Consider the following 20,057-nt stretch of genomic DNA (forward strand, 5'->3'; position numbering starts at 1 on the left):
CTAAGAAAGTTCTTTGGGCCTTGTTTTGTTTGGTTATTATTTAAATTTTATTTATTCTTTATGGACTGTATTGGGCGCGACAGGGTTCCCTCATGTTGTGCAGGTGTTGGCGAATGTAGACGCGTTTTATCGCCGCAGTGCTACAGACGCCGTTTCTGCAACGAGTTCGGATGCCGTCGGCATGAGTTCGACGCGCTAGTAACACAAGCAAGTTCGGTTATAATTCGGGGCAAAGTGAACCAGGGTGATCCAATGAATCCGCAACCGGACAATAACCGGATAACAAGAGTGCGGTTTTAAGTTTGCTTGTTATGACAACTAGGGGTTGAGTCTACAATGCGGATATTGTTGAGTAACGATGACGGCGTCAGCGCTCCGGGCATTCAGGTGCTGGCGGCGGCGCTGCGGGAATTCGCCGAGGTGCAGGTCGTGGCGCCGGATCGTAACCGCAGCGGCTCTTCCAATGCGCTGACGCTGGAATCGCCGCTGCGCACGCAGACGCTGGCCAACGGCGATATTGCGGTGCTGCAGGGGACGCCGACCGACTGCGTCTATCTTGGCGTCAACGCGCTGATGCACCCGGCACCGGATATCGTGGTCTCCGGCATTAACGCCGGGCCGAATTTGGGCGACGACGTCATCTATTCCGGCACCGTCGCGGCGGCGATGGAGGGCCGGCATCTGGGGCTGCCCGCGTTGGCGGTGTCGTTGAACGGCCACCAGCACTATGCGACCGCCGCCGTCATTACCTGCCGTATCCTGCGCGCGTTGCAGCGTGAGCCGTTGCGTACCGGAAAAATCCTGAATATCAACGTACCGGATCTGCCCCTGGCGGAGATTAAAGGCCTGCGCGTTACCCGCTGTGGCAGCCGCCATCCCGCCGACAAGGTGTTCTGCCAGCAGGATCCGCGCGGACAAAATCTCTACTGGATCGGGCCGCCTGGTGATAAATTTGATGTCGGGCCGGATACCGACTTTGCGGCGGTGGAACAAGGCTATGTGGCGATCACGCCGCTGCAGGTGGATTTGACCGCCTACGCGGCGCAGGAAGTCGTGAAAACATGGTTAACCAAGGCAGAGGTTAGCGGGGAATGGTGAACAAGCGTATGCAAACATTGCTGACGCAGCTGCGGCAGCAGGGGATCCGGGACGAAAAGCTGCTGCGGGCGATCGAAGCGGTGCCGCGCGAGCGTTTTGTCGACGAAGCGCTGGATCATAAGGCCTACGAAAACACCGCGCTGCCGATCGGCTCCGGCCAGACCATTTCCCAGCCTTATATGGTGGCGCGGATGACCGAGCTGCTGAATTTGAAGCCCACTTCACGGGTGCTGGAGATCGGCACCGGTTCCGGTTATCAGACCGCTATCCTGGCACATCTGGTGCAACACGTTTGTTCCGTCGAGCGCATCAAGGGGCTGCAGTGGCAGGCCAAGCGCCGCCTGAAGCAGCTCGATCTTCATAATGTATCCACCCGCCACGGCGACGGCTGGCAGGGCTGGGCATCGCGCGGTCCGTTCGATGCGATCATCGTCACCGCCGCGCCGCCGGAGATCCCGCAGGCGCTGGTGGAACAATTGGACGACGGCGGCATTTTGGTGCTGCCGGTGGGCGAGCAGGCCCAAACCCTCAAACGCATTCAACGCCATGGCAACGAGTTCGTTGTCGATGCGGTGGAAGCGGTGCGCTTTGTCCCGCTGGTGAAAGGCGAATTGGCCTAGCGATTGTCTGATTTTTCGACCGTCTGCAAAATCTGTTGCACTTTCATCACGTCCGGATAAGGTTTTCTCGTTCCAATCAGGCTAATTTTCACTAGAATTGGCCTTTCTACGTAGTTGTCTTATGGTGCGGCAACGCCAATGTGGTTAGCATTGGCGCGCGTTTTGATGCTCCGGCGGGAGATGACCTGGCGTTCAGGGATCGGCCGGCGGCGCCTTTACATCGCAGGGACTGGGAAGTGGCAAAAGCTCGGCTACGATGTAAAGGGTATTTTGGATATATCACTGATATTGCTGTCATGGGGGAAGCATGAGCACGGGAAGCCCAATGATTACGTTACGCCGGGTAGCGGTGTGTACGATGGTAAGTTTGTGGTTGGCGGGTTGTACGAACAATGCCTCGACGTCGGCCCCTATCAGCAGCGTGGGTGGCGGCGGTGCCGTTCCATCCGGCAATAATAATGGCGGGGCGCAGCAGGTCAGCCCCGAGGGCCGCATTGTCTATAACCGCAGTTATAACGCTATCCCTAAAGGGAGCTACAGCGGCGGTGAAACCTACACGGTCAAGCGCGGCGACACGCTGTTTTATATCGCCTGGATCACCGGCAACGATTTCCGCGACCTGGCGCAGCGCAACAATATTCCCGAGCCATACAGCCTGAATGTTGGCCAAACCATTCAGCTTGGTAATGGTTCTGCCAACGGCGGCGGCGGCATGCTGGCGACGACAGACGCGACCAAAGGCGGCGTTCCGAAGCCACCTTCCAGCTCCCAGATCCAGACGGCAACGGTTGATTCTCAATCAACTAACGCGTATTCTGAAAACTCGGGTAAACAGAATGTAGGTAAGATGTTACCTGCAGCAGGTGCCGCAGCGGTTGGGACCGCGACTGCGCCTGTTACCGCACCGGAAGCCGCTCCACCCGTGAGCAGCACCGTCAGCAACAGTTCTCCGGTCAGTACCTGGAGATGGCCGACTGACGGTAAGATTATTGATAACTTTTCCTCATCAGAAGGTGGGAATAAGGGCGTCGATATCGCCGGTTCCCGTGGGCAGCCTATCTTCGCTACCGCCGATGGCCGCGTAGTGTATGCCGGCAACGCTTTACGGGGTTACGGTAATCTAATCATCATCAAACACAATGATGATTACCTGAGCGCCTACGCTCATAACGACACAATGCTGGTCCGGGAACAACAAGAAGTGAAGGCGGGTCAAAAAATAGCCACCATGGGTAGCACCGGTACCAGTTCAGTACGTTTGCATTTTGAAATTCGTTACAAGGGGAAATCCGTAAACCCGCTGCGTTATCTTCCGCAGCGATAGATTGGGCAGAATACGCTGAGATTCTGCTCGCGGTATCACGGGTAGGAGCAGCATATGAGCCAAAATACGCTGAAAGTTAACGAGTTACATGATGATGCGGATTTCGACGAGAATGGAGCTGAGGCTGAGTCGTTTGATGAAAAAGCGCTGGTAGAAGAAGAGACCAGCGAGAACGATTTAGCGGAAGAAGAGCTGTTGTCTCAAGGCGTTACGCAACGCGTATTGGATGCGACGCAGCTCTATCTGGGTGAGATCGGTTATTCACCTCTGCTGACCGCAGAGGAAGAAGTCTATTTTGCGCGGCGTGCTCTGCGCGGTGACGTGCCGTCCCGCCGCCGCATGATTGAAAGCAACCTGCGGCTGGTGGTGAAAATCGCCCGCCGCTACAGCAACCGCGGTCTGGCGCTGCTGGATCTGATCGAAGAGGGTAACCTCGGTCTGATTCGCGCAGTGGAAAAATTCGATCCGGAACGCGGTTTCCGCTTCTCCACTTACGCAACCTGGTGGATTCGTCAGACGATTGAACGGGCGATCATGAACCAAACCCGTACCATTCGTTTGCCTATCCATATCGTCAAAGAACTGAATGTCTATCTGCGCACCGCGCGCGAGCTTTCCCACAAGCTGGATCATGAACCGAGCGCTGAAGAGATTGCCGAGCAACTCGACAAGCCGGTGGATGACGTCAGCCGCATGCTGCGTCTGAATGAGCGCATCACCTCGGTGGATACGCCGCTGGGCGGGGATTCGGAGAAAGCGCTGCTGGACATTCTGGCCGACGAGAAGGACAACGGGCCTGAAGACACCACGCAAGACGACGATATGAAGCAAAGCATCGTCAAATGGTTGTTCGAACTGAACGCCAAACAGCGTGAAGTGTTGGCGCGTCGTTTCGGCCTGCTGGGCTATGAAGCGGCGACGCTGGAAGACGTAGGCCGGGAGATTGGCCTGACGCGTGAGCGCGTCCGTCAGATTCAGGTTGAAGGCCTGCGTCGTCTGCGTGAGATTCTGCAGATGCAGGGCCTGAGCATTGAGGCGCTGTTCCGCGAATAACGCCGGTTGTTGAACCGCATCAAATAAAAACGGTGAGCATGATGCTCACCGTTTTTTTATGCCCGCGTTTGGCACCAGACTACACCATATTTTTCAGCCGGTAGATCCATTCCAGCGCCTGGCGTGGCGACAGGGAATCCGGATCCAGCGCTTCCAGGGCTTCTACCGCCGGCGAGGTCTCTTCCTGCAGCAGCGTCATCTGGGTGGCATCGACGCTGCCCGAGGCGGTGTGGCTGGAGATAGACTCCAGCTCGCGCAGCTTCTGACGGGCGCGCTTGATGACGTCGCGCGGCACGCCGGCCAGCGCGGCGACCGCCAGGCCATAGCTTTTGCTGGCAGCCCCGTCCTGCACGCTGTGCATGAAGGCGATGGTATCGCCATGTTCGAGCGCGTCCAGATGCACGTTGACCACGCCTTCCATTTTCTCCGGTAGCGTCGTCAGCTCGAAGTAGTGGGTGGCGAACAGCGTCATCGCCTTGATGCGGTTGGCCAGGTTCTCGGCGCAGGCCCAGGCCAGCGACAGGCCGTCGTAAGTGGAGGTGCCGCGGCCGATTTCATCCATCAACACCAGGCTGTGCTCGGTGGCGTTGTGCAGGATGTTGGCGGTTTCGGTCATCTCCACCATGAAGGTAGAGCGGCCGGAAGCCAGATCGTCCGCCGCGCCGACGCGGGTGAAGATGCGATCCACCGGGCCGATGGTGGCCTTGGTGGCCGGCACGTAACTGCCGATGTGCGCCATCAGCACGATCAGCGCCGTTTGCCGCATATAAGTGCTTTTACCGCCCATGTTCGGGCCGGTGATGATCAGCATGCGGCGCTGTGGCGACAGGGTGAGCGGGTTGGAGATAAACGGCTCACTCAGCACCTGCTCTACCACCGGGTGGCGGCCTTCGGTAATGCGGATCCCCGGCTGTTCACTCATGGTTGGGCAAGCGTAGTTCAGGGTATCGGCGCGCTCGGCCAGGTTGGCCAGCACGTCCAGCTCGGCCAGTGCGGCGGCGCTTTGCTGCAGTTCCGCCAGGTGCGGCAGCAGCAGATCAAACAGCTCGTCGTACAGGCTTTTCTCGATCGCCAGCGCCTTACCCTTGGAGGTGAGCACTTTGTCTTCGTACTCTTTCAATTCCGGGATGATGTAGCGCTCGGCGTTTTTCAGCGTCTGGCGGCGCACATAGTGGATCGGCACCAGGTGGCTTTGGCCACGACTGACCTGAATGTAGTAGCCGTGTACGCCGTTAAAACCGACCTTGAGCGTATCCAGCCCCAGTTTTTCACGCTCGCGGATCTCCAGCCGATCGAGGTAGTCGCTGGCGCCGTCGGCCAGTGCGCGCCACTCGTCCAGTTCGCTGTTGTACCCGGGGGCGATCACGCCGCCGTCGCGCACCAGCACCGGCGGCGATTCAATGACCGCGCGTTCCAGCAGCTCACGCAGCTCGTCGAACTGGCCCACCTGTGACAGCAGCTGCTGCACGTGCGGGGTGTCCACGTCTTGCAGCAGCGCGCGGATGTCCGGCAGTTGCTGGAAAGCATGGCGCATGCGCGCCAGATCGCGCGGCCGCGCGGTGCGCAGCGCCAGACGCGCCAAAATTCGCTCCTGATCGCCCACCTGACGCAGAGAAGGCTGCAGATCGGTGAACAGGTCCTGCAATGCGCCGATCGCCTGTTGGCGGGCGGTGAGAACCTTGATATCGCGGGTCGGCATGTGCAGCCAGCGTTTCAGCATGCGGCTGCCCATCGGCGTGACCGTGCGATCGAGGATCGCCGCCAGCGTGTTGTCGCTGCCGCCGGACAGGCTTTGCGTCAGCTCCAGATTGCGGCGGGTCGCGGCGTCCATGATGATGCCGTCCTGCTGGCGCTCCATGGTGAGGCCGCGAATGTGCGGCAGTGAAGTGCGCTGGGTATCTTTGACGTACTGCAGCAGGCAGCCGGCGGCGCGCAGCGCCTGGTGCGCCTGCTCGACGCCAAAGCCGGTCAGATCGCGGGTGCCGAACTGCAGGTTGAGCTGCTGACGCGCGGTCTCAAGCTCGAATTCCCACAGTGGGCGGCGGCGCAGGCCGTGGCGCTGTTCTATGAGCGCCATTTGTTCGAAGGTTTCCGGGTAGAGCAGCTCGGCCGGATTGGTGCGCTGCAGCTCGGCGGCCATGGTTTCCAGATCCTGCGGCTCGGCGACGCGGAAGCGGCCGGAGCTGACGTCCAGCGTGGCGTAGCCGAAACCGCGCGCGTCCTGCCAGATCGCCGCCAGCAGGTTGTCCTGACGCTCTTGCAGCAGCGCTTCGTCGGTGATGGTGCCGGGGGTGACGATACGCACCACTTTGCGTTCGACCGGCCCTTTGCTGGTGGCCGGATCGCCGATCTGCTCGCAGATGGCGACGGACTCGCCGAGCTGCACCAGCTTGGCCAGGTAGTTCTCCACCGCGTGGTGCGGCACGCCGGCCATCGGGATCGGTTCACCCGCCGAGGCGCCGCGTTTGGTCAGCGAGATATCCAGCAGTTGGGAAGCGCGCTTGGCGTCGTCGTAAAACAGCTCGTAGAAGTCGCCCATGCGGTAGAACAGCAGGATTTCAGGATGCTGGGCCTTGAGGCGCAGGTACTGCTGCATCATTGGCGTGTGCGAATCGAGTTTATCGGTGCTATTCATGCGATTATTTTTCCAATCCATTGAATGTAAAGGGAACTGTGATTTTCATTGTCGTCATTCGCTATCACATTGTTTCAGCAGGCGCCGCCCCATTCAGCGCTTGCCGGGCGGCGCAAATCAAATCATCAAAACGCCAGACGGCGCGCTCAAACCCGAGGTTTGCACAGACGCTTATACTAGCCCAGCGGGCAATCGGCTGTCACAGGTAAAAATGGGAAGCGCTGCGCAAGGCCGGTTTGTAACGCAGCGAGATTGTCGTTTGCCTGCGGGCAACAACGCAAGTGTCGCCGCCCGCAGTGGTGGTGGAAAGGTTATTGCGCGGCGGTGAGAGGCAAAGGCAGTTGATAGAGGCGGAAGCTGTCGGGCACTTCGGTTTCATGGCCGGGCAGCAGGCGGTGGCGGATGCGCGATTCGCTGACGAAGGCGCAGCCTTGTGGCGTGATAGTCAGGTTGACCGGCGACTCCATGCCTTCGCGCAAGATCTCAATGCGGTGCATGCCTGCCGCCTTGGGGGAAGGGATCCGCAGGATCCGCCCCTGGCCGCTCTGGATCCCGTTTTCCAGCACGATCAGCGCGCCGTCCGGTGCCAATCCCATCCCGTCCGGGTTTTCGATGAGGCGCGGCAGCTGCATTTCCGTCAGCTGCGGCTTTGGATCGTTATAGCTGAGGGCGTAGAGCTTACCGGTGCCGAAATTGGCGACTGCCATCAGCCGGTCGTCGAGCAGCACGATCCCGGCGGCCCCCAACCCGCTGGGAGCCGCCAATTGCGGATCCCGATACAGCGTACTGAAGGCCGTTTCGCCCGGCCGCAGGCGCAGGATGCCGCCGCTGCGGGTTTCCGTCACGTACACCGTGCCGTCTGCGCCGAGCACGATATCGTTGCCCATTTCCCCCGCCGGCAGCGCCAGGCTGCGGTTGAGGGTGCCATCCACGACGTTCAGCGCATAGATGCGGTTGGCGCGCGTTTTGCCGCCGGAGAGAAAGTCCGGCGAGTTCCCCCACAGCAGCCCGCGCCGTTCGTCCAGCCGCAGCGCGTTTGAGGCGAACACCGTGTCAGCGCCGGGGAAGAAGGTTTCCCACGCCTGACCCGGCCGTTTGCGCAGCACGTTGCCGCTGGTGATCAGCCCGACATACAGCGTACCGTCCGCCGCGCGGGCGATGCCGTTGGGGTAAAGTGCGCCGGGCGGCAGCGTTATGCTGCTTTCTGTGCAGTCTGCGCTGACGGCGGCCTGCGCCGGCGCGCTAAGGGTGAATGCGGCAGCGAGGGTGAACAACGCCGCTCGCGCGGTAACAGCGTATGACATGTTTCTCTCCGGGAATGAGGGAAAGGGGGCTACCAGCGCTCGGGGCGGGCAGCGTGTGCCATTGGCGCCTCCAGCGCGGCCACGTCTTCCGGCGATAGCCTGAGGTCGAGCGCCGCCAGCGCATCCTGCAGATGGTGTGGCTTGGACATGCCCACCAGCGGCGACGCTACGCCGGGTTTGGCCAACAGCCAGGCCAGCGCGATCTGCGCCGGTGGAACGCCGCGCGCGGCCGCCACTTCCGCTACGGCAGCGACGGTGCATTCCACCTCGTTTCTGCCGCCGTACCAACGGGGCGCCTGTTCGTCGGTGGCGGCGCGCAGCGTGCCGGCCGTACCTGAACCGGCCAGCACGCCGCGGGCCAGCGGCGACCAGGGCGTCAGGCCGAGCCCCTCTTCCAGACACAGCGGGATCAGCTCCTCTTCGTCTTCGCGCGTCACCAGGTTGTATTGGCTCTGCAGCGAAATAAACGGCGCCAGGCGGTGCTGACGTTGAAAGGCCAGCATTTTCATCAGGCGCCAGGCGTGCAGTGAAGACGCGCCGAGATAGCGGATCTTGCCCGCCCGCACCAGGCCGTCGAGGGTGTCGGCAGTTTCTTCGATCGGCGTTTCGGTGTCGAAGCGGTGCAGGACGAACAAATCGAGGTAATCCGTTCCCAGCCGCTGCAAGGAGGCGTCGACGCTGTGCAGCAGGTGCTTGCGCGACAGCCCGCGGCTGTTCGGCTGCGCGTCCATCGGAAAGTAGGCTTTGGTGGCGATCACCACGTCTTCACGACGGGCGAACGCCTTCAGCGCGCGGCCGAGAATGCGCTCGCTTTCTCCGCCGGAGTAAATGTTGGCGGTATCGAAAAAATTGATGCCCGCCTCCAGTGCCTCACGGATAAAGGGGCGCGCTTGCTCTTCTTTCAGCACCCAGGGCCGCCAGGCCGGATCGCCGTAGGTCATGCCGCCCAGACAAAGGCGGGACACCTGCAGGCCGCTGTCGCCAAGCCGAACGTAATTCATGGCGTCGCCCCCTCAGCGCATGCCGGCGATGGTGTAACCGCCGTCCACCAGCAGGCTTTGGCCGGTGATGAAGCGGGCTTCGTCCGTCGCCAGCCACAGCGCCACATCGCCGATGTCTTCCGATTCGCCCAGGCGGCCGGCGGGCGTGTGGGCGATAAAGGGCGCGAACGCCGCGCTGTCGGCCACGCTGCCGCGCGCCATCGGCGTGTCGATGATGCCGGGGTTGATGTTGTTGACGCGGATGCCCTGGCCGCTGTATTCGAGCGCCACCGCGCGGATCATCGCATCGAGCGCGCCTTTGCTGGCGGAATAGCTGGATGAGCCGGCGAGCGCGCCGTGGGTCAGCCAGGAGGAGGTGTTAACGATCACGCCGCCTGAATGTTGCGCCAGGAAGGTTTCAATCTCGTATTTCATCGCCAGCCAGACGCCACGGAGGTTAATGGCGATCACGCGGTCAAAATCCTCGCTGCTCTGTTCGGTGATGGGGGCGAAGTTGCCGATGATGCCGGCGTTGTTGAAGGCGACGTCGAGCCGGCCGTAGTGGGCGGTCACCGTGGCGAGCAGCCTGCGGATGTCGTTTTCCTGGGAGACGTCGGCCACGATGGGCAGGGCGTCGCCGCCGGCGAGCGCGATGTCGCGCGCCGTGGCTTCGATTTCCGCCGCGCGCCGGCCGGCCAGCGCCACTTTTGCGCCTTCGCGGGCATAGGCCAGCGCGGCTGCGCGGCCGATACCGGTGCCGCCGCCGCTTACCAGCACGACTTTGTCAGCCAGACGGCGCGGCGTTTCATGAGTTGGGGCTGTAGTATTAATCATCGCATCGATACCTGGTAATGGGTTCGATCGCAATGCTATGTTGTTAGATGACGGATAACTATCCGCTAAAAATTCATCTCACTATTAGATAATTTATATTAATAGCATGAAGAAACCCGAACTGTCCGGCCTGGCGGCCTTCGTGGCTATCGCCAGTGAACGCAGCTTCCGCCGCGCCGCCGCCCGACTGGGCGTGACGCCGCCGACGTTGACCCACACCCTGCGCGAACTGGAAGCGCAGGTGGGCATTCGCCTGCTAAACCGCACCACCCGCAACGTCTCGCCGACGGAGGCCGGTGAGCATCTGCTGGCACAGCTGGTGCCCGCTTTTACCGGCATCGACGCCGCGCTGGAGAGCCTGAATGTGTTTCGCGAAGGGCCGCGCGGCCTGGTGCGCATCAACGCGCCGCGTTCGGCCATCGATCTTGCCATCGTGCCGCATCTGGAGCGGTTGGCCTGCGAGTACCCCGGCATTACGCTGGAAGTGGTGGCGGACGAGGGGTTTGCCAACATTGTCGAACAGGGCTTTGACGCCGGTATTAGGCTCGGCGAGGATCTGCACAACGATATGCGCGCGGTGCGTCTGACGCCGGATCTGCGTTTCGCCATCGTCGCCACGCCGGACTATTTTCAACGGCACGGCGAACCGACGCATCCACAGGATTTGCTGCAGCACCGCTGCATCGGTTGGCGCAAGGCCTCTTCGGGCGAGCGCTACAAATGGGCATTTCAGCAGGGCCAGCAGCGGTTTTCCGTGGCGGTTAACAGCCCGTTGATACTCGATGACGGCAGAATGATGCTGCAGGCGGCGTTGGCGCACGTCGGTATCGCTTTCGCCATCGAACAGGAAGTGGAAGAACACCTCGCGAGCGGGCGGCTGCGGCGGGTGTTGGCCGACTGGTGCGCGCCGTTTCCCGGTTTTTACCTCTATTATCCCAACCGCAGGAATCATTCCGTGGCGCTGACCACGGTGATCGAGTTGCTGCGTCTGCCCACCTAATCTTCTTTACCGGCCATCGCGTTCGGATGGCAAGTAAGTGAATCAAGCTTGAACTATTTTTATTCCCTCTTCGTTTGTTCGGGCGCAAATAATCCCTTAAATTCCCGGTGAGTTTATAACTGGCTGTTTATAATTGTTATTTGAGTATTTATTGCGAATATTCCGAGTTTTTATCGGTTATTTGAGAGCCCGGTCACACTATTTTTTTATGTGAAATGTGAAGGGGGTCAAGCCAGCAGGTCAAGGAGAGACGGTTATTATCCTAGCTGGCTTACCGATCCGTTTTTCATGCTCCGTATACTGTCTGCAACCAGGGCAACGTGACGGAAATTTTCATAAGGAATGTGCGTGAAGCAATCGTGATTGCATCTGGCATACAAATAACACGGGGTTTTTTTGATTATCTGAGGTGCTTGGTATGGAAAAGAAAAAAATCTATCTGTTTTGTTCTGCCGGTATGTCCACTTCCCTGTTGGTATCAAAAATGAAGGCGCAGGCCGAGAAATACGAAGTACCGGTGATCATCGCCGCCTATCCGGAGGCGCTGGCCGCGGAGAAAGGCATTGAAGCGGATCTGATCCTGCTGGGGCCGCAGATCGCCTACACCTTGCCGGAAGTGCAAAAACAGCTGCCCAACAAACCTGTTGAAGTCATCGACCCGCTGCTGTACGGCAAGGTCGATGGGCTGGGCGTGCTGAAGGCCGCGGTGGCCGCCATCAAGAAAGCCAATCAATAACAGGAGGCCGCCGTGAATACCCTCATTGCCTCGCTCGAGAAGGTTATCCTGCCTTTCGCCGTAAAAATCGGTAAGCAGCCCCACGTCAACGCCATCAAAAACGGCTTTATCCGCCTGATGCCGCTGACCTTGACCGGGGCGATGTTCGTGTTGATCAACAACGTGTTCCTGAGCTTCGGCGAAGGATCGTTCTTCTATTCGCTGGGCGTAAGGTTAGATGCCTCTACCATCGAGACGCTGAATAGTCTGAAGAGCATCGGCGGCAGCGTTTATAACGGCACGCTGGGGATCATGTCCCTGATGACGCCGTTCTTTATCAGCATGGCGTTGGCGGAAGAGCGAAAGGTCGATCCGCTCGCTTCGGCGCTGCTGGCGGTGGCGGCCTTTATGACCGTCACACCGTTCAATGTCGGCGAGGCCTATGCGGTGGGAGCCAACTGGTTGGGCGGCGCCAACATCATTTCCGGTATGGTGATTGGGCTGGTGGTGGCCGAGATGTTTGCCTTCATCGTGCGGCGCAACTGGGTGATCAGCCTGCCGGACAGCGTGCCGGCTTCGGTGTCGCGCTCCTTCTCGGCGCTGATCCCCGGTTTCATCATCCTCTCCATCATGGGGCTGGTGGCGTTCGCGCTGGCGCACTGGGGCACCAACTTCCACCAGATCATCATGGACGGCATTTCGGCGCCGCTGGCCAAGATGGGCAGCGTGGTGGGCTGGGTGTACGTGCTGTTCTCCTCGCTGCTGTGGTTCTTTGGGGTGCACGGCTCCATGGCGCTGGCGGCGCTGGACAGCGGCATCATGACACCGTTCGCGCTGGAAAACGTGGAGCTGTACAACAAATACGGTTCTGTCGAAGCGGCGGTGGCCGCCGGGAAAGAGTTCCACATGTGGGCGAAACCGTTCGTCGACTCCTATATCTACCTCGGCGGCACCGGCTCGACGCTGGGCCTGATCATCGCCATCTTCATCGCCTCGCGCCGCGAGGATTACCGCCAGGTCGCCAAGCTGGCGACGCCGTCCGGCATCTTCCAGATCAACGAACCGATTCTGTTCGGCCTGCCGGTGATCATGAACCCGGTGATGTTCATTCCGTTCATCCTGGTGCAGCCGGTACTGACCATCATCACCTCGCTGGCTTATTACTCCGGGCTGATCCCGCCGATCACCAACATCGCGCCCTGGACCATGCCGGTCGGCCTGGGGGCGTTCTTCAACACCAACGGCAGCATCATGGCCCTGTTGCTGAGCCTGTTCAACCTGGCGGTCGCCACCGTGATTTACCTGCCGTTCGTGGCGATCTCCAACAAGGCGCAGAGCCAGATCGATGCGGCGACAGAAAGCGAAGAAGACATCGCCAACGCGCTGAAATTCTAACTGTGGAACGGGGCGGCGTGGCCGCCCCGCGAGGGACGCGAGTATGGAATATCAATTTGCCGACGGGTTCTGGTGGGGCAGCGCCACCTCCGCGCCGCAGTCTGAAGGGGCGGCCGCGCGGGACCGCAAGAGCCGCAACATCTTCGACTATTGGTACGAGATCGCGCCTGAGCGTTTTCACGATCGGGTGGGGCCGGCTGAGGCCTCGACCTTTTATGACCATTTCCGCACCGATATCGGGCTGCTCAAAACGCTGGGCCACAATACCTTCAGAACGTCGATCTCGTGGTCGCGGCTGATCCCGGACGGCGACGGCGAGGTGAACCCGCAGGCGGTGGCGTTCTATAACGCGATGATCGACGAGCTGCTGGCGCAGGGCATCACCCCGTTTATCAATCTCTACCACTTCGATATGCCGCTGTGCATGCAGCAGCGCGGCGGCTGGGAAAGCAGGGCGGTGGTCGAAGCCTATGCGCGTTACGCCGATACCTGTTTCGGTCTGTTTGGCGATCGGGTCACCCACTGGTTCACCTTCAACGAGCCGATCGTGCCGGTGGAGGCCGGTTACCTGAATGACCTGCACTATCCTTGCGTAGTGGACTTCAAACGGGCGGTCACCGTGGCGTATCACAGCGTACTGGCGCATGCCATGGCGGTGCAGCGTTTCAGAGCGCGGGAGCTGCCGGGGAATATCGGCATTATTTTGAACCTGAGCCCGACCTATCCGCGTTCCGATGCGTCGGAGGATCGGCAGGCCGCACACGACGCCGATCTGCTGCTCAACCGCAGTTTCCTCGATCCGGTCGCCAAAGGGCGTTATCCGGCGGCGTTGCTGCAGCTGCTGGAGCGGCATGGGCTGATGCCCCACTGCGAGCCGCAGGATGCGCAGCTGATTGAAGACGGCGTGGTGGACATCCTCGGCGTCAACTATTACCAACCGCGCAGGGTGCAGGCGAAAGAGGGGCGCCGTGCCGAGGGGCCGATCGCATCGCCGGAGGATTTGTTCAGTTACTATGCAATGCCGGGCCGCAAAATCAATCCGCACCGCGGCTGGGAGATCTACGAAAAGGGGCTGTACGACATCCTGATGGATCTGAAAGAGAACTACGGCAATCTGCCTTGTTATATTTCGGAAAACGGCATGGGCGTTGAAGGCGAAGAGGCGTTTATCGGTGCCGATGGGCGGGTGGAGGACGATTACCGCATCGACTTTATTCGCGAGCACCTGAAATGGCTGCACCGCGCGCTGGCGGAAGGCTCGCAGTGCAAAGGCTATCATCTGTGGACCTTTATCGACTGCTGGTCCTGGCTGAACGCCTACAAGAATCGTTATGGGCTGGTGCGGCTGGATCGGGCGGATCAGCGCCGCACCATCAAGAAAAGCGGCTACTGGTTTGCCGAGGCGGCCAGACGCAACGGATTTGACTAACGGGAGGCCGGCGCCGTGTCCGACAACCGAATTTCGCTGAGTGCGAACGACGTGAAGCTGATTCGCGAGCAGGATTTTTTTAACTGCAAAGATTTTCACCTGTTTATCTACAACAAGGTGGAAAGCGCCACCGGGCTGCATCAGCACGACTATTACGAGTTCACCATCGTGCTGAGCGGCAAGTGCTACCAGGAGATCAACGGCAAGCGGGTGCTGCTGGAACGCGGGGATTTCGTCTTTATCCCTATCGGCTCCTACCACCAGAGCTTTTACGAGTTCGGCGCGACGAAAATCTTCAACGTGGCGGTCAGCAAAGCGTTCTTTGAAGAGCACTATTTGCAGCAGCTGCCGCGCTGCTTCGTCGCCTCGCAGGCCTACAGCCTGAGGAGCGAGTTTTTGGCCTATATCGAATCGGTGGTGAGTTCGCCGCAGTTTCGCGAGGATGATTTCGCCGAATTTCTCGAAACGCTGACTTTCTATGTGATCAGCCGCATTCGTCACTATAAGGAAGAAAACGACGGCGGCGATGATATCCCGCAGTGGCTGAAGAACACCCTGGCTGGCATGCATGACAAGGCGATGTTCGGCGAAAGGGCGTTGGCGAACATGGTGGCGCTGTCGGGGAAGACTCAGGAGTATCTGACCCGGGCGATGCGGCGTTACTACCATAAGACGCCGATGCAGGTGATCAATGAGATCCGCATCAATTTCGCCAAGACGCAGCTGGAGGTCACCAACTCTTCGGTTTCCGATATCGCCTTTGATTCCGGCTATGGCGATGTCAGCCTGTTCATTAAGAACTTCAAGCGGCTCACCGACGTGACCCCAGGCAACTACCGAAAAAAGTGCTACGGCCCTCTTTAGGGCCGCTCCCGATCAGTATCAACGCCGATATGCCGATGAGCTTCAGGCCGCCGGCCGGTTAATCATTCGATTTTTACCTTAGCGAAGGGGAATGCCGGGTCGGTCGGTCGGGCTTCCCTTGCCAAAAATCCATCTCGCGGGAGCCATTATGGAAAAACTACTGATCGTGAATGCCGACGACTTCGGCCTGAGCAAGGGGCAAAACTACGGCGTCATCGAGGCGTATCAGCATGGCGTGGTTTCTTCTACCACGGCGATGGTGAACGGCGGCGGCGCCCAGCACGCGGCGGCGCTCAGCCGGCAATATCCGGGGCTGCCGATCGGGCTGCATTTCGTTTTGACCCATGGCAGGCCGCTGGGCGCCATGCCTTCGCTGGTCAACGAGCATGGCGAACTGGGTAAATGGCTGTGGTGCCGCGCCGAGGCCGGCGAGCTGCAGTTGGACGAGGTTCAGGAGGAGCTGCAGCGCCAGTTCGCGCGGTTTGTGACGCTGTTCGGCAGGCCGCCGACGCACATCGACAGCCACCACCATGTGCATATGCAGCCGCAGATTTACCCGCTGGTGGAGGCGTTTGCGCAGGCGCAGGGTCTGCCGCTGCGTCTCGATCGCGAAGAGGCGAAGCGGCGCGATATTACGTTGCAGACGCCCTGCAGCACCGACGCGTTTGACGCGGGATTCTACGGTGAAATGATTTCCGAAGCCTTGTTCCTGCAGCGGTTGACGCGCGCCGACGAGCAGGGCGCCGAGTCATTGGAAATGATGTGCCACCCGGCGTTCCTCGACGCGACGATCCTGCAGAGCAAATACTGTCATCCGCGCCTCGTCGAGCTGGATGTGTTGACCGCGCCGACGCTGAAAGCGGCGATCGCCGAACGCGGTTTTATGCTGGGCTCCTTCCAGGATCTTTAGCGCCGCCGCCGTTTACAGCATGGCGTGCGCCTTTTTCAGGCCGGTATCCTCTTGCGGATCGGCCCCCTGAGGCAGGGGCTCAGCCTCCTGTTCCTCGGGCTGCGGCTCGTCGACATCGGGCGCCGCTTCCGGTGGTGGCATGGTGTCGTGAATGATCTGCTCATCGAAGGTCGGATTGAGCGCCGGCGACAGCGGCGAACTGGCGAGGCTGTCCGGCAGCGGAATATGCGGCACCGGTGCGTCCTGCGCCAGCTGAGGTTCCTCCGCTTTCGCCGTGCGGCTGAGGGCCGCCAGCAGCACGCCGCACAGGGCGAAGAAGGCGTACAGGATATTACCGCCAAGCGGTTCGATCAGCGCGCCGACCGCCAAGGGCCCGATGCTGGCGCCGACGCCGAACGCCATCAGCAGGCAGGCGGCCAGTGAGACGCGGCGCTCCGGCTCAATCAGATCGTTGGCCAGCGCCACTACCAACGGGTAAAGCGTAAACTGCAGCATGCTGACGACAAAGCCCACCGCCAGCAGCAGCGGGAAGTCGATGTGCGGCAGCAGCGCCAGCGGCAGCGCCGCCACGATCAGCAAAATAGCGTTGAGTCGCATCAGCAACGGGCGGCTATAGCGATCTGACAGCCAGCTGAGTGGGAACTGCGCCACCAGTCCGGCGAAGATGGCCAGTGCCATGAACAGGCCGGTTTGTTGAGTGGTTAAGGACTGCAGGCTGGCATAGACCGGCGCCAGCCCGTAAAACGAGCCCACCACCATGCCGATCACCAACGTGGTGGCCAGCACCTTGGGAATGGCGCCGACAAAGTAGCGCAGCTCCATCGGCGCCGGCGACATGTGGCGCGCATTGGTGCGGGTGGTGAGGGCGATGGGCACCAGACAGAGCGCGAAGCACAGCGCGATCACCAGCAGCGTGGTGATGCCCAGGTTGCTTTGCAGCATCAGCACGATCTGGCCCAGCGACATGCCGAGATAGGTCGCTGCCATATAGAAGCCGAACACCATGCCGCGCTGGTTGGATTCCGCCTGGTCGTTCAGCCAGCTTTCCAGCACCATGTACTGACACATCATGCACAGCCCGATCACCAGGCGCAGGGCGACCCAGGCGGGAATGAACTCCGTTAGGCCGTGCCCCAGCACCGCAGCGGTAATGATGCCGGCGCAGGCCACGTAGGCGCGGATATGCCCGACGCGGGCGATGAGAAAGTGGCCGACCTTGCCACCGATCACCAACCCGATGTAGTTGGCGGCGATGATGGCGCCGATCAGCGCGCTGCTGACGTGGATGGAGGCCAGCCGCAGCGAGACGTAGGTGGTGAGCAGGCCCGAGCCCAACAGCAGCAGCAGGGTGGTGGTGTACAACGGCAAGAATACGCCCAACGTTTTTTTCACGCTATCATCCTAATCTCTTCTGGTGCGCCCTGAGGCCGCCGCCGCAGCGTGCCGCCTCCGTGATGTTCCTTGTGCTGGTGCGCCGCCGCTCGCTGGGGCGCTTCTTTTGATACTAGCAGCTTGGCTGGGCGCTTAAAACCGCACCTCCTGCGAGGCGCTGCGCATTTCCACGCGTCGGCCGCCGCATCGCCTTGATAAATGCTACTATCGGGCGCATATACCTGAATTCGCGAGGGAGAGGTTATGAGTGAAAACCAACTGCGTCGGCTCAGCGTGCTGGTGGGGGAAAAACTGAAGGCACAGGGCCGCTGGATCACCTGTGCGGAATCCTGCACCGGCGGCGGTATTGCCAAGGCCATTACCGATATCGCCGGCAGCTCCGCCTATTTCGATCGCGGTTTCGTCACCTACAGCAATGCGGCGAAGCATGACCTGCTAGGGGTGCGCGAAGCCACGTTGGCGGCGCACGGCGCGGTCAGCGAAGAGGTGGTGCGCGAGATGGCGATAGGGGCGCTGCGGGCGGCGCAGGCCGATCTGGCGCTATCGGTGAGCGGCATCGCCGGCCCGGACGGCGGCAGCGCGGAAAAGCCGGTCGGTACCGTGTGGTTCGGCTTCGCCGGCAGCGATGGCCGGGGGCTGTCGCGCATGATGCAATTCGAGGGCGACCGCGACGCGGTGCGGCTGCAGGCGACGATTTTCGCGCTGCAAACCGCCATCGACGAATTTTTGTAAATTAGGCTTGATACTGTATGACCATACAGTATAATTAGTGACATTTCCTGCACAACATACATTCAGTGGCAGTGTGGGGTAACACCGGCATTGCGAAACGAAGGAGCAAAAATGGCTATTGATGAGAACAAGCAAAAGGCGTTAGCTGCGGCACTGGGCCAGATTGAGAAACAGTTCGGCAAAGGCTCCATCATGCGCCTGGGTGAAGACCGCTCCATGGACGTGGAAACGATCTCCACCGGCTCACTGTCACTCGATATCGCTCTGGGCGCCGGCGGCCTGCCGATGGGCCGCATCGTTGAAATCTACGGCCCGGAATCCTCTGGTAAAACTACCCTGACGCTGCAGGTGATCGCCGCTGCGCAGCGCGAAGGCAAAACCTGTGCGTTCATCGATGCCGAGCACGCGCTGGATCCTGTCTATGCGAAAAAGCTGGGCGTCGATATCGACAACCTGCTGTGCTCCCAGCCGGACACCGGCGAGCAGGCGCTGGAGATCTGTGATGCGCTGACCCGCTCCGGCGCGGTTGACGTCATCATCGTCGACTCCGTGGCGGCGCTGACGCCGAAGGCGGAAATCGAAGGTGAAATCGGCGATTCGCACATGGGCCTGGCGGCACGCATGATGAGCCAGGCGATGCGTAAGCTGGCCGGCAACCTGAAAAACGCCAATACCCTGCTGATCTTCATCAACCAGATCCGTATGAAAATTGGTGTGATGTTCGGCAACCCGGAAACCACGACCGGCGGTAACGCCCTGAAGTTCTACGCTTCGGTGCGTCTGGATATCCGCCGCATCGGCGCCATTAAAGAGGGCGACGAAGTGGTGGGCAGCGAAACCCGCGTGAAAGTGGTGAAGAACAAAATCGCTGCGCCGTTCAAGCAGGCTGAGTTCCAAATCATGTACGGCGAAGGCATCAACAGCCGTGGCGAGCTGGTCGATCTGGGCGTGAAGCACAAGATGATCGAAAAAGCCGGCGCCTGGTACAGCTATAATGGCGAGAAGATCGGTCAGGGCAAGGCGAATGCCTGTAACTTCCTGAAAGAAAACCCGGCTATCGCCGCTGAGCTGGATAAGAAGCTGCGTGACCTGCTGCTGCACAGCGGCGGTGAACTGGTGGCCGCTTCCGGTGACGACTTCGAAGACGACGAAGCGGAAACCAGCGAGCAGTTCTAATCGCTGAAGATATGCGCCGCCGTTCGTGTGGCGCATATCCCATAAATTCAGGCTTGAATGATGAATGACTTGCTAAGCCGCGCCATGCGCCTGCTGTCGCAACGCGATCATAGTGAAGCTGAACTGCGCCGCAAACTTGCGGCGCAGCCGTTTGTGGCGAAAGCCCGTTTTGGCGGCAGGGGGCCACATGCGCCGGCATCATCGCCGGGGGCTGAAGAGCCGGTGGATCCTGCGCTGATCGAGCAGGTTATTGCCTACTGTTACCAGCATAATTGGCTAGACGATAAGCGTTTCGCTCACAGCTACATCGGCAGCCGCAGCCGCAAAGGTTACGGTGCGCAGCGTATCCGCAGTGAACTGATGCAAAAGGGTGTCGACAAAGCGCTGGTGCAGGACGCGCTGGCGGAATGCGACATCGACTGGTGCGAACAGGCGAAACAGGTAGCGCAGCGAAAATTTGGCGATGCGTTGCCAACCGACTGGAAAGAGAAAGCCAAAGTGCAGCGCTATCTGCTCTATCGCGGCTTCTTCCAGGAAGAAATTCAGTCAATTTACCGTGATTTTGCGCAATGAGCGCACACGGGGTTTTACTTCCC

General features: G+C 60.2%; 18 protein-coding genes. 13 read left to right on the forward strand and 5 right to left on the reverse strand.

Translation table 11 applies throughout. The features are described from left to right. Positions 1-336 precede the first annotated feature (336 nt). The 4 genes from surE (at position 337) to rpoS (ending at position 4,095) form a co-directional block, all read left to right on the forward strand. Positions 337-1,098 carry a 5'/3'-nucleotidase SurE gene (surE, locus tag ACJ8QI_RS16800; RefSeq protein WP_087762916.1) on the forward strand — a complete coding sequence of 254 codons (762 nt, stop codon included), beginning with the start codon at positions 337-339 and terminating at the stop codon, positions 1,096-1,098. After that, positions 1,092-1,718: a protein-L-isoaspartate(D-aspartate) O-methyltransferase gene (locus tag ACJ8QI_RS16805; protein ID WP_047728898.1), complete on the forward strand. Its 627-nt coding sequence runs from the start codon at positions 1,092-1,094 to the stop codon at positions 1,716-1,718. The genes surE and ACJ8QI_RS16805 overlap by 7 nt, the downstream gene beginning before the upstream one ends. A 325-nt stretch (positions 1,719-2,043) precedes the next feature. After that, positions 2,044-3,042 carry a murein hydrolase activator NlpD gene (nlpD, locus tag ACJ8QI_RS16810; protein WP_038871876.1) on the forward strand — a complete coding sequence of 333 codons (999 nt, stop codon included), beginning with the start codon at positions 2,044-2,046 and terminating at the stop codon, positions 3,040-3,042. Positions 3,043-3,096: 54 nt separating this feature from the next. After that, the gene (gene rpoS / locus ACJ8QI_RS16815) at positions 3,097-4,095 is read left to right on the forward strand and encodes an RNA polymerase sigma factor RpoS (RefSeq protein WP_004932578.1); all 999 of its coding nucleotides are present in this window, start codon (positions 3,097-3,099) and stop codon (positions 4,093-4,095) included. 79 nt (positions 4,096-4,174) lie between these two features. On the opposite strand, the gene mutS is transcribed toward rpoS, so the two are convergent. From mutS to ACJ8QI_RS16835, 4 genes are all read right to left on the reverse strand, one after another. After that, positions 4,175-6,730 carry a DNA mismatch repair protein MutS gene (gene mutS, locus ACJ8QI_RS16820; protein ID WP_060425333.1) on the reverse strand — a complete coding sequence of 852 codons (2,556 nt, stop codon included), beginning with the start codon at positions 6,728-6,730 and terminating at the stop codon, positions 4,175-4,177. Positions 6,731-7,041: 311 nt separating this feature from the next. Continuing rightward, entirely contained in the window at positions 7,042-8,034 is a 993-nt protein-coding gene (locus ACJ8QI_RS16825) for a Vgb family protein (RefSeq protein WP_442532842.1), read from the reverse strand. A 29-nt stretch (positions 8,035-8,063) separates the two neighbouring features. Beyond that, complete coding sequence (locus ACJ8QI_RS16830) at positions 8,064-9,035, reverse strand: aldo/keto reductase (protein ID WP_442532843.1); 972 nt, start codon at positions 9,033-9,035, stop codon at positions 8,064-8,066. Between the two features lie 12 nt (positions 9,036-9,047). After that, a complete protein-coding gene (locus ACJ8QI_RS16835; RefSeq protein WP_049200335.1) occupies positions 9,048-9,848 on the reverse strand; it encodes an SDR family NAD(P)-dependent oxidoreductase in 801 nt (266 codons plus the stop codon). A gap of 106 nt (positions 9,849-9,954) precedes the next feature. On the opposite strand from ACJ8QI_RS16835, the gene ACJ8QI_RS16840 reads away from it, so the two are divergent. The 6 genes from ACJ8QI_RS16840 (at position 9,955) to chbG (ending at position 16,161) form a co-directional block, all read left to right on the forward strand. Next, complete coding sequence (locus ACJ8QI_RS16840; protein WP_442532844.1) at positions 9,955-10,848, forward strand: LysR family transcriptional regulator; 894 nt, start codon at positions 9,955-9,957, stop codon at positions 10,846-10,848. Between the two features lie 418 nt (positions 10,849-11,266). Continuing rightward, complete coding sequence (locus ACJ8QI_RS16845) at positions 11,267-11,584, forward strand: PTS sugar transporter subunit IIB (protein ID WP_033641898.1); 318 nt, start codon at positions 11,267-11,269, stop codon at positions 11,582-11,584. 12 nt (positions 11,585-11,596) lie between these two features. Then, entirely contained in the window at positions 11,597-12,958 is a 1,362-nt protein-coding gene (chbC, locus tag ACJ8QI_RS16850; protein WP_442532845.1) for a PTS N,N'-diacetylchitobiose transporter subunit IIC, read from the forward strand. A gap of 43 nt (positions 12,959-13,001) precedes the next feature. Beyond that, entirely contained in the window at positions 13,002-14,387 is a 1,386-nt protein-coding gene (locus ACJ8QI_RS16855) for a glycoside hydrolase family 1 protein (RefSeq protein ID WP_442532846.1), read from the forward strand. Positions 14,388-14,402: 15 nt separating this feature from the next. Beyond that, a complete protein-coding gene (gene chbR / locus ACJ8QI_RS16860; protein WP_060425318.1) occupies positions 14,403-15,251 on the forward strand; it encodes a transcriptional regulator ChbR in 849 nt (282 codons plus the stop codon). A 148-nt stretch (positions 15,252-15,399) separates the two neighbouring features. Then, positions 15,400-16,161, forward strand: a complete 762-nt coding sequence (gene chbG / locus ACJ8QI_RS16865) for a chitin disaccharide deacetylase (protein ID WP_442532847.1) — start codon at positions 15,400-15,402, stop codon at positions 16,159-16,161. A 12-nt stretch (positions 16,162-16,173) separates the two neighbouring features. Here chbG and ACJ8QI_RS16870 read toward each other — a convergent pair whose 3' ends face one another. Next, positions 16,174-17,553: an MFS transporter gene (locus ACJ8QI_RS16870; protein ID WP_087762912.1), complete on the reverse strand. Its 1,380-nt coding sequence runs from the start codon at positions 17,551-17,553 to the stop codon at positions 16,174-16,176. A gap of 243 nt (positions 17,554-17,796) precedes the next feature. On the opposite strand from ACJ8QI_RS16870, the gene pncC reads away from it, so the two are divergent. The 3 genes from pncC to recX all read left to right on the forward strand — a co-directional run bounded on the left by pncC (position 17,797) and on the right by recX (position 20,034). Continuing rightward, positions 17,797-18,285: a nicotinamide-nucleotide amidase gene (gene pncC / locus ACJ8QI_RS16875; RefSeq protein WP_060425320.1), complete on the forward strand. Its 489-nt coding sequence runs from the start codon at positions 17,797-17,799 to the stop codon at positions 18,283-18,285. Between the two features lie 111 nt (positions 18,286-18,396). Beyond that, complete coding sequence (recA, locus tag ACJ8QI_RS16880; RefSeq protein WP_060425321.1) at positions 18,397-19,461, forward strand: recombinase RecA; 1,065 nt, start codon at positions 18,397-18,399, stop codon at positions 19,459-19,461. A 60-nt stretch (positions 19,462-19,521) separates the two neighbouring features. Then, positions 19,522-20,034: a recombination regulator RecX gene (recX, locus tag ACJ8QI_RS16885; protein ID WP_060440746.1), complete on the forward strand. Its 513-nt coding sequence runs from the start codon at positions 19,522-19,524 to the stop codon at positions 20,032-20,034. Positions 20,035-20,057 lie beyond the last annotated feature (23 nt).

It is taken from the genome of Serratia sp. CY84636 (assembly GCF_052166245.1).
Lineage (GTDB): Bacteria > Pseudomonadota > Gammaproteobacteria > Enterobacterales > Enterobacteriaceae > Serratia > Serratia nevei.

Excerpts from the sequence above, each read along its gene's own strand:
- ACJ8QI_RS16805 (WP_047728898.1), top strand. The coding sequence starts at position 1,092 with ATGGTGAACAAGCGTATGCAAACATTGCTGACGCAGCTGCGGCAGCAG.
- nlpD (WP_038871876.1), top strand. The coding sequence starts at position 2,044 with ATGATTACGTTACGCCGGGTAGCGGTGTGTACGATGGTAAGTTTGTGG.
- ACJ8QI_RS16855 (WP_442532846.1), top strand. The coding sequence starts at position 13,002 with ATGGAATATCAATTTGCCGACGGGTTCTGGTGGGGCAGCGCCACCTCC.
- rpoS (WP_004932578.1), top strand. The coding sequence starts at position 3,097 with ATGAGCCAAAATACGCTGAAAGTTAACGAGTTACATGATGATGCGGAT.
- ACJ8QI_RS16830 (WP_442532843.1), bottom strand. The coding sequence starts at position 9,035 with ATGAATTACGTTCGGCTTGGCGACAGCGGCCTGCAGGTGTCCCGCCTT.
- surE (WP_087762916.1), top strand. The coding sequence starts at position 337 with ATGCGGATATTGTTGAGTAACGATGACGGCGTCAGCGCTCCGGGCATT.
- pncC (WP_060425320.1), top strand. The coding sequence starts at position 17,797 with ATGAGTGAAAACCAACTGCGTCGGCTCAGCGTGCTGGTGGGGGAAAAA.
- ACJ8QI_RS16835 (WP_049200335.1), bottom strand. The coding sequence starts at position 9,848 with ATGATTAATACTACAGCCCCAACTCATGAAACGCCGCGCCGTCTGGCT.
- recX (WP_060440746.1), top strand. The coding sequence starts at position 19,522 with ATGAATGACTTGCTAAGCCGCGCCATGCGCCTGCTGTCGCAACGCGAT.
- chbG (WP_442532847.1), top strand. The coding sequence starts at position 15,400 with ATGGAAAAACTACTGATCGTGAATGCCGACGACTTCGGCCTGAGCAAG.
- ACJ8QI_RS16840 (WP_442532844.1), top strand. The coding sequence starts at position 9,955 with ATGAAGAAACCCGAACTGTCCGGCCTGGCGGCCTTCGTGGCTATCGCC.
- recA (WP_060425321.1), top strand. The coding sequence starts at position 18,397 with ATGGCTATTGATGAGAACAAGCAAAAGGCGTTAGCTGCGGCACTGGGC.
- ACJ8QI_RS16845 (WP_033641898.1), top strand. The coding sequence starts at position 11,267 with ATGGAAAAGAAAAAAATCTATCTGTTTTGTTCTGCCGGTATGTCCACT.
- mutS (WP_060425333.1), bottom strand. The coding sequence starts at position 6,730 with ATGAATAGCACCGATAAACTCGATTCGCACACGCCAATGATGCAGCAG.
- ACJ8QI_RS16825 (WP_442532842.1), bottom strand. The coding sequence starts at position 8,034 with ATGTCATACGCTGTTACCGCGCGAGCGGCGTTGTTCACCCTCGCTGCC.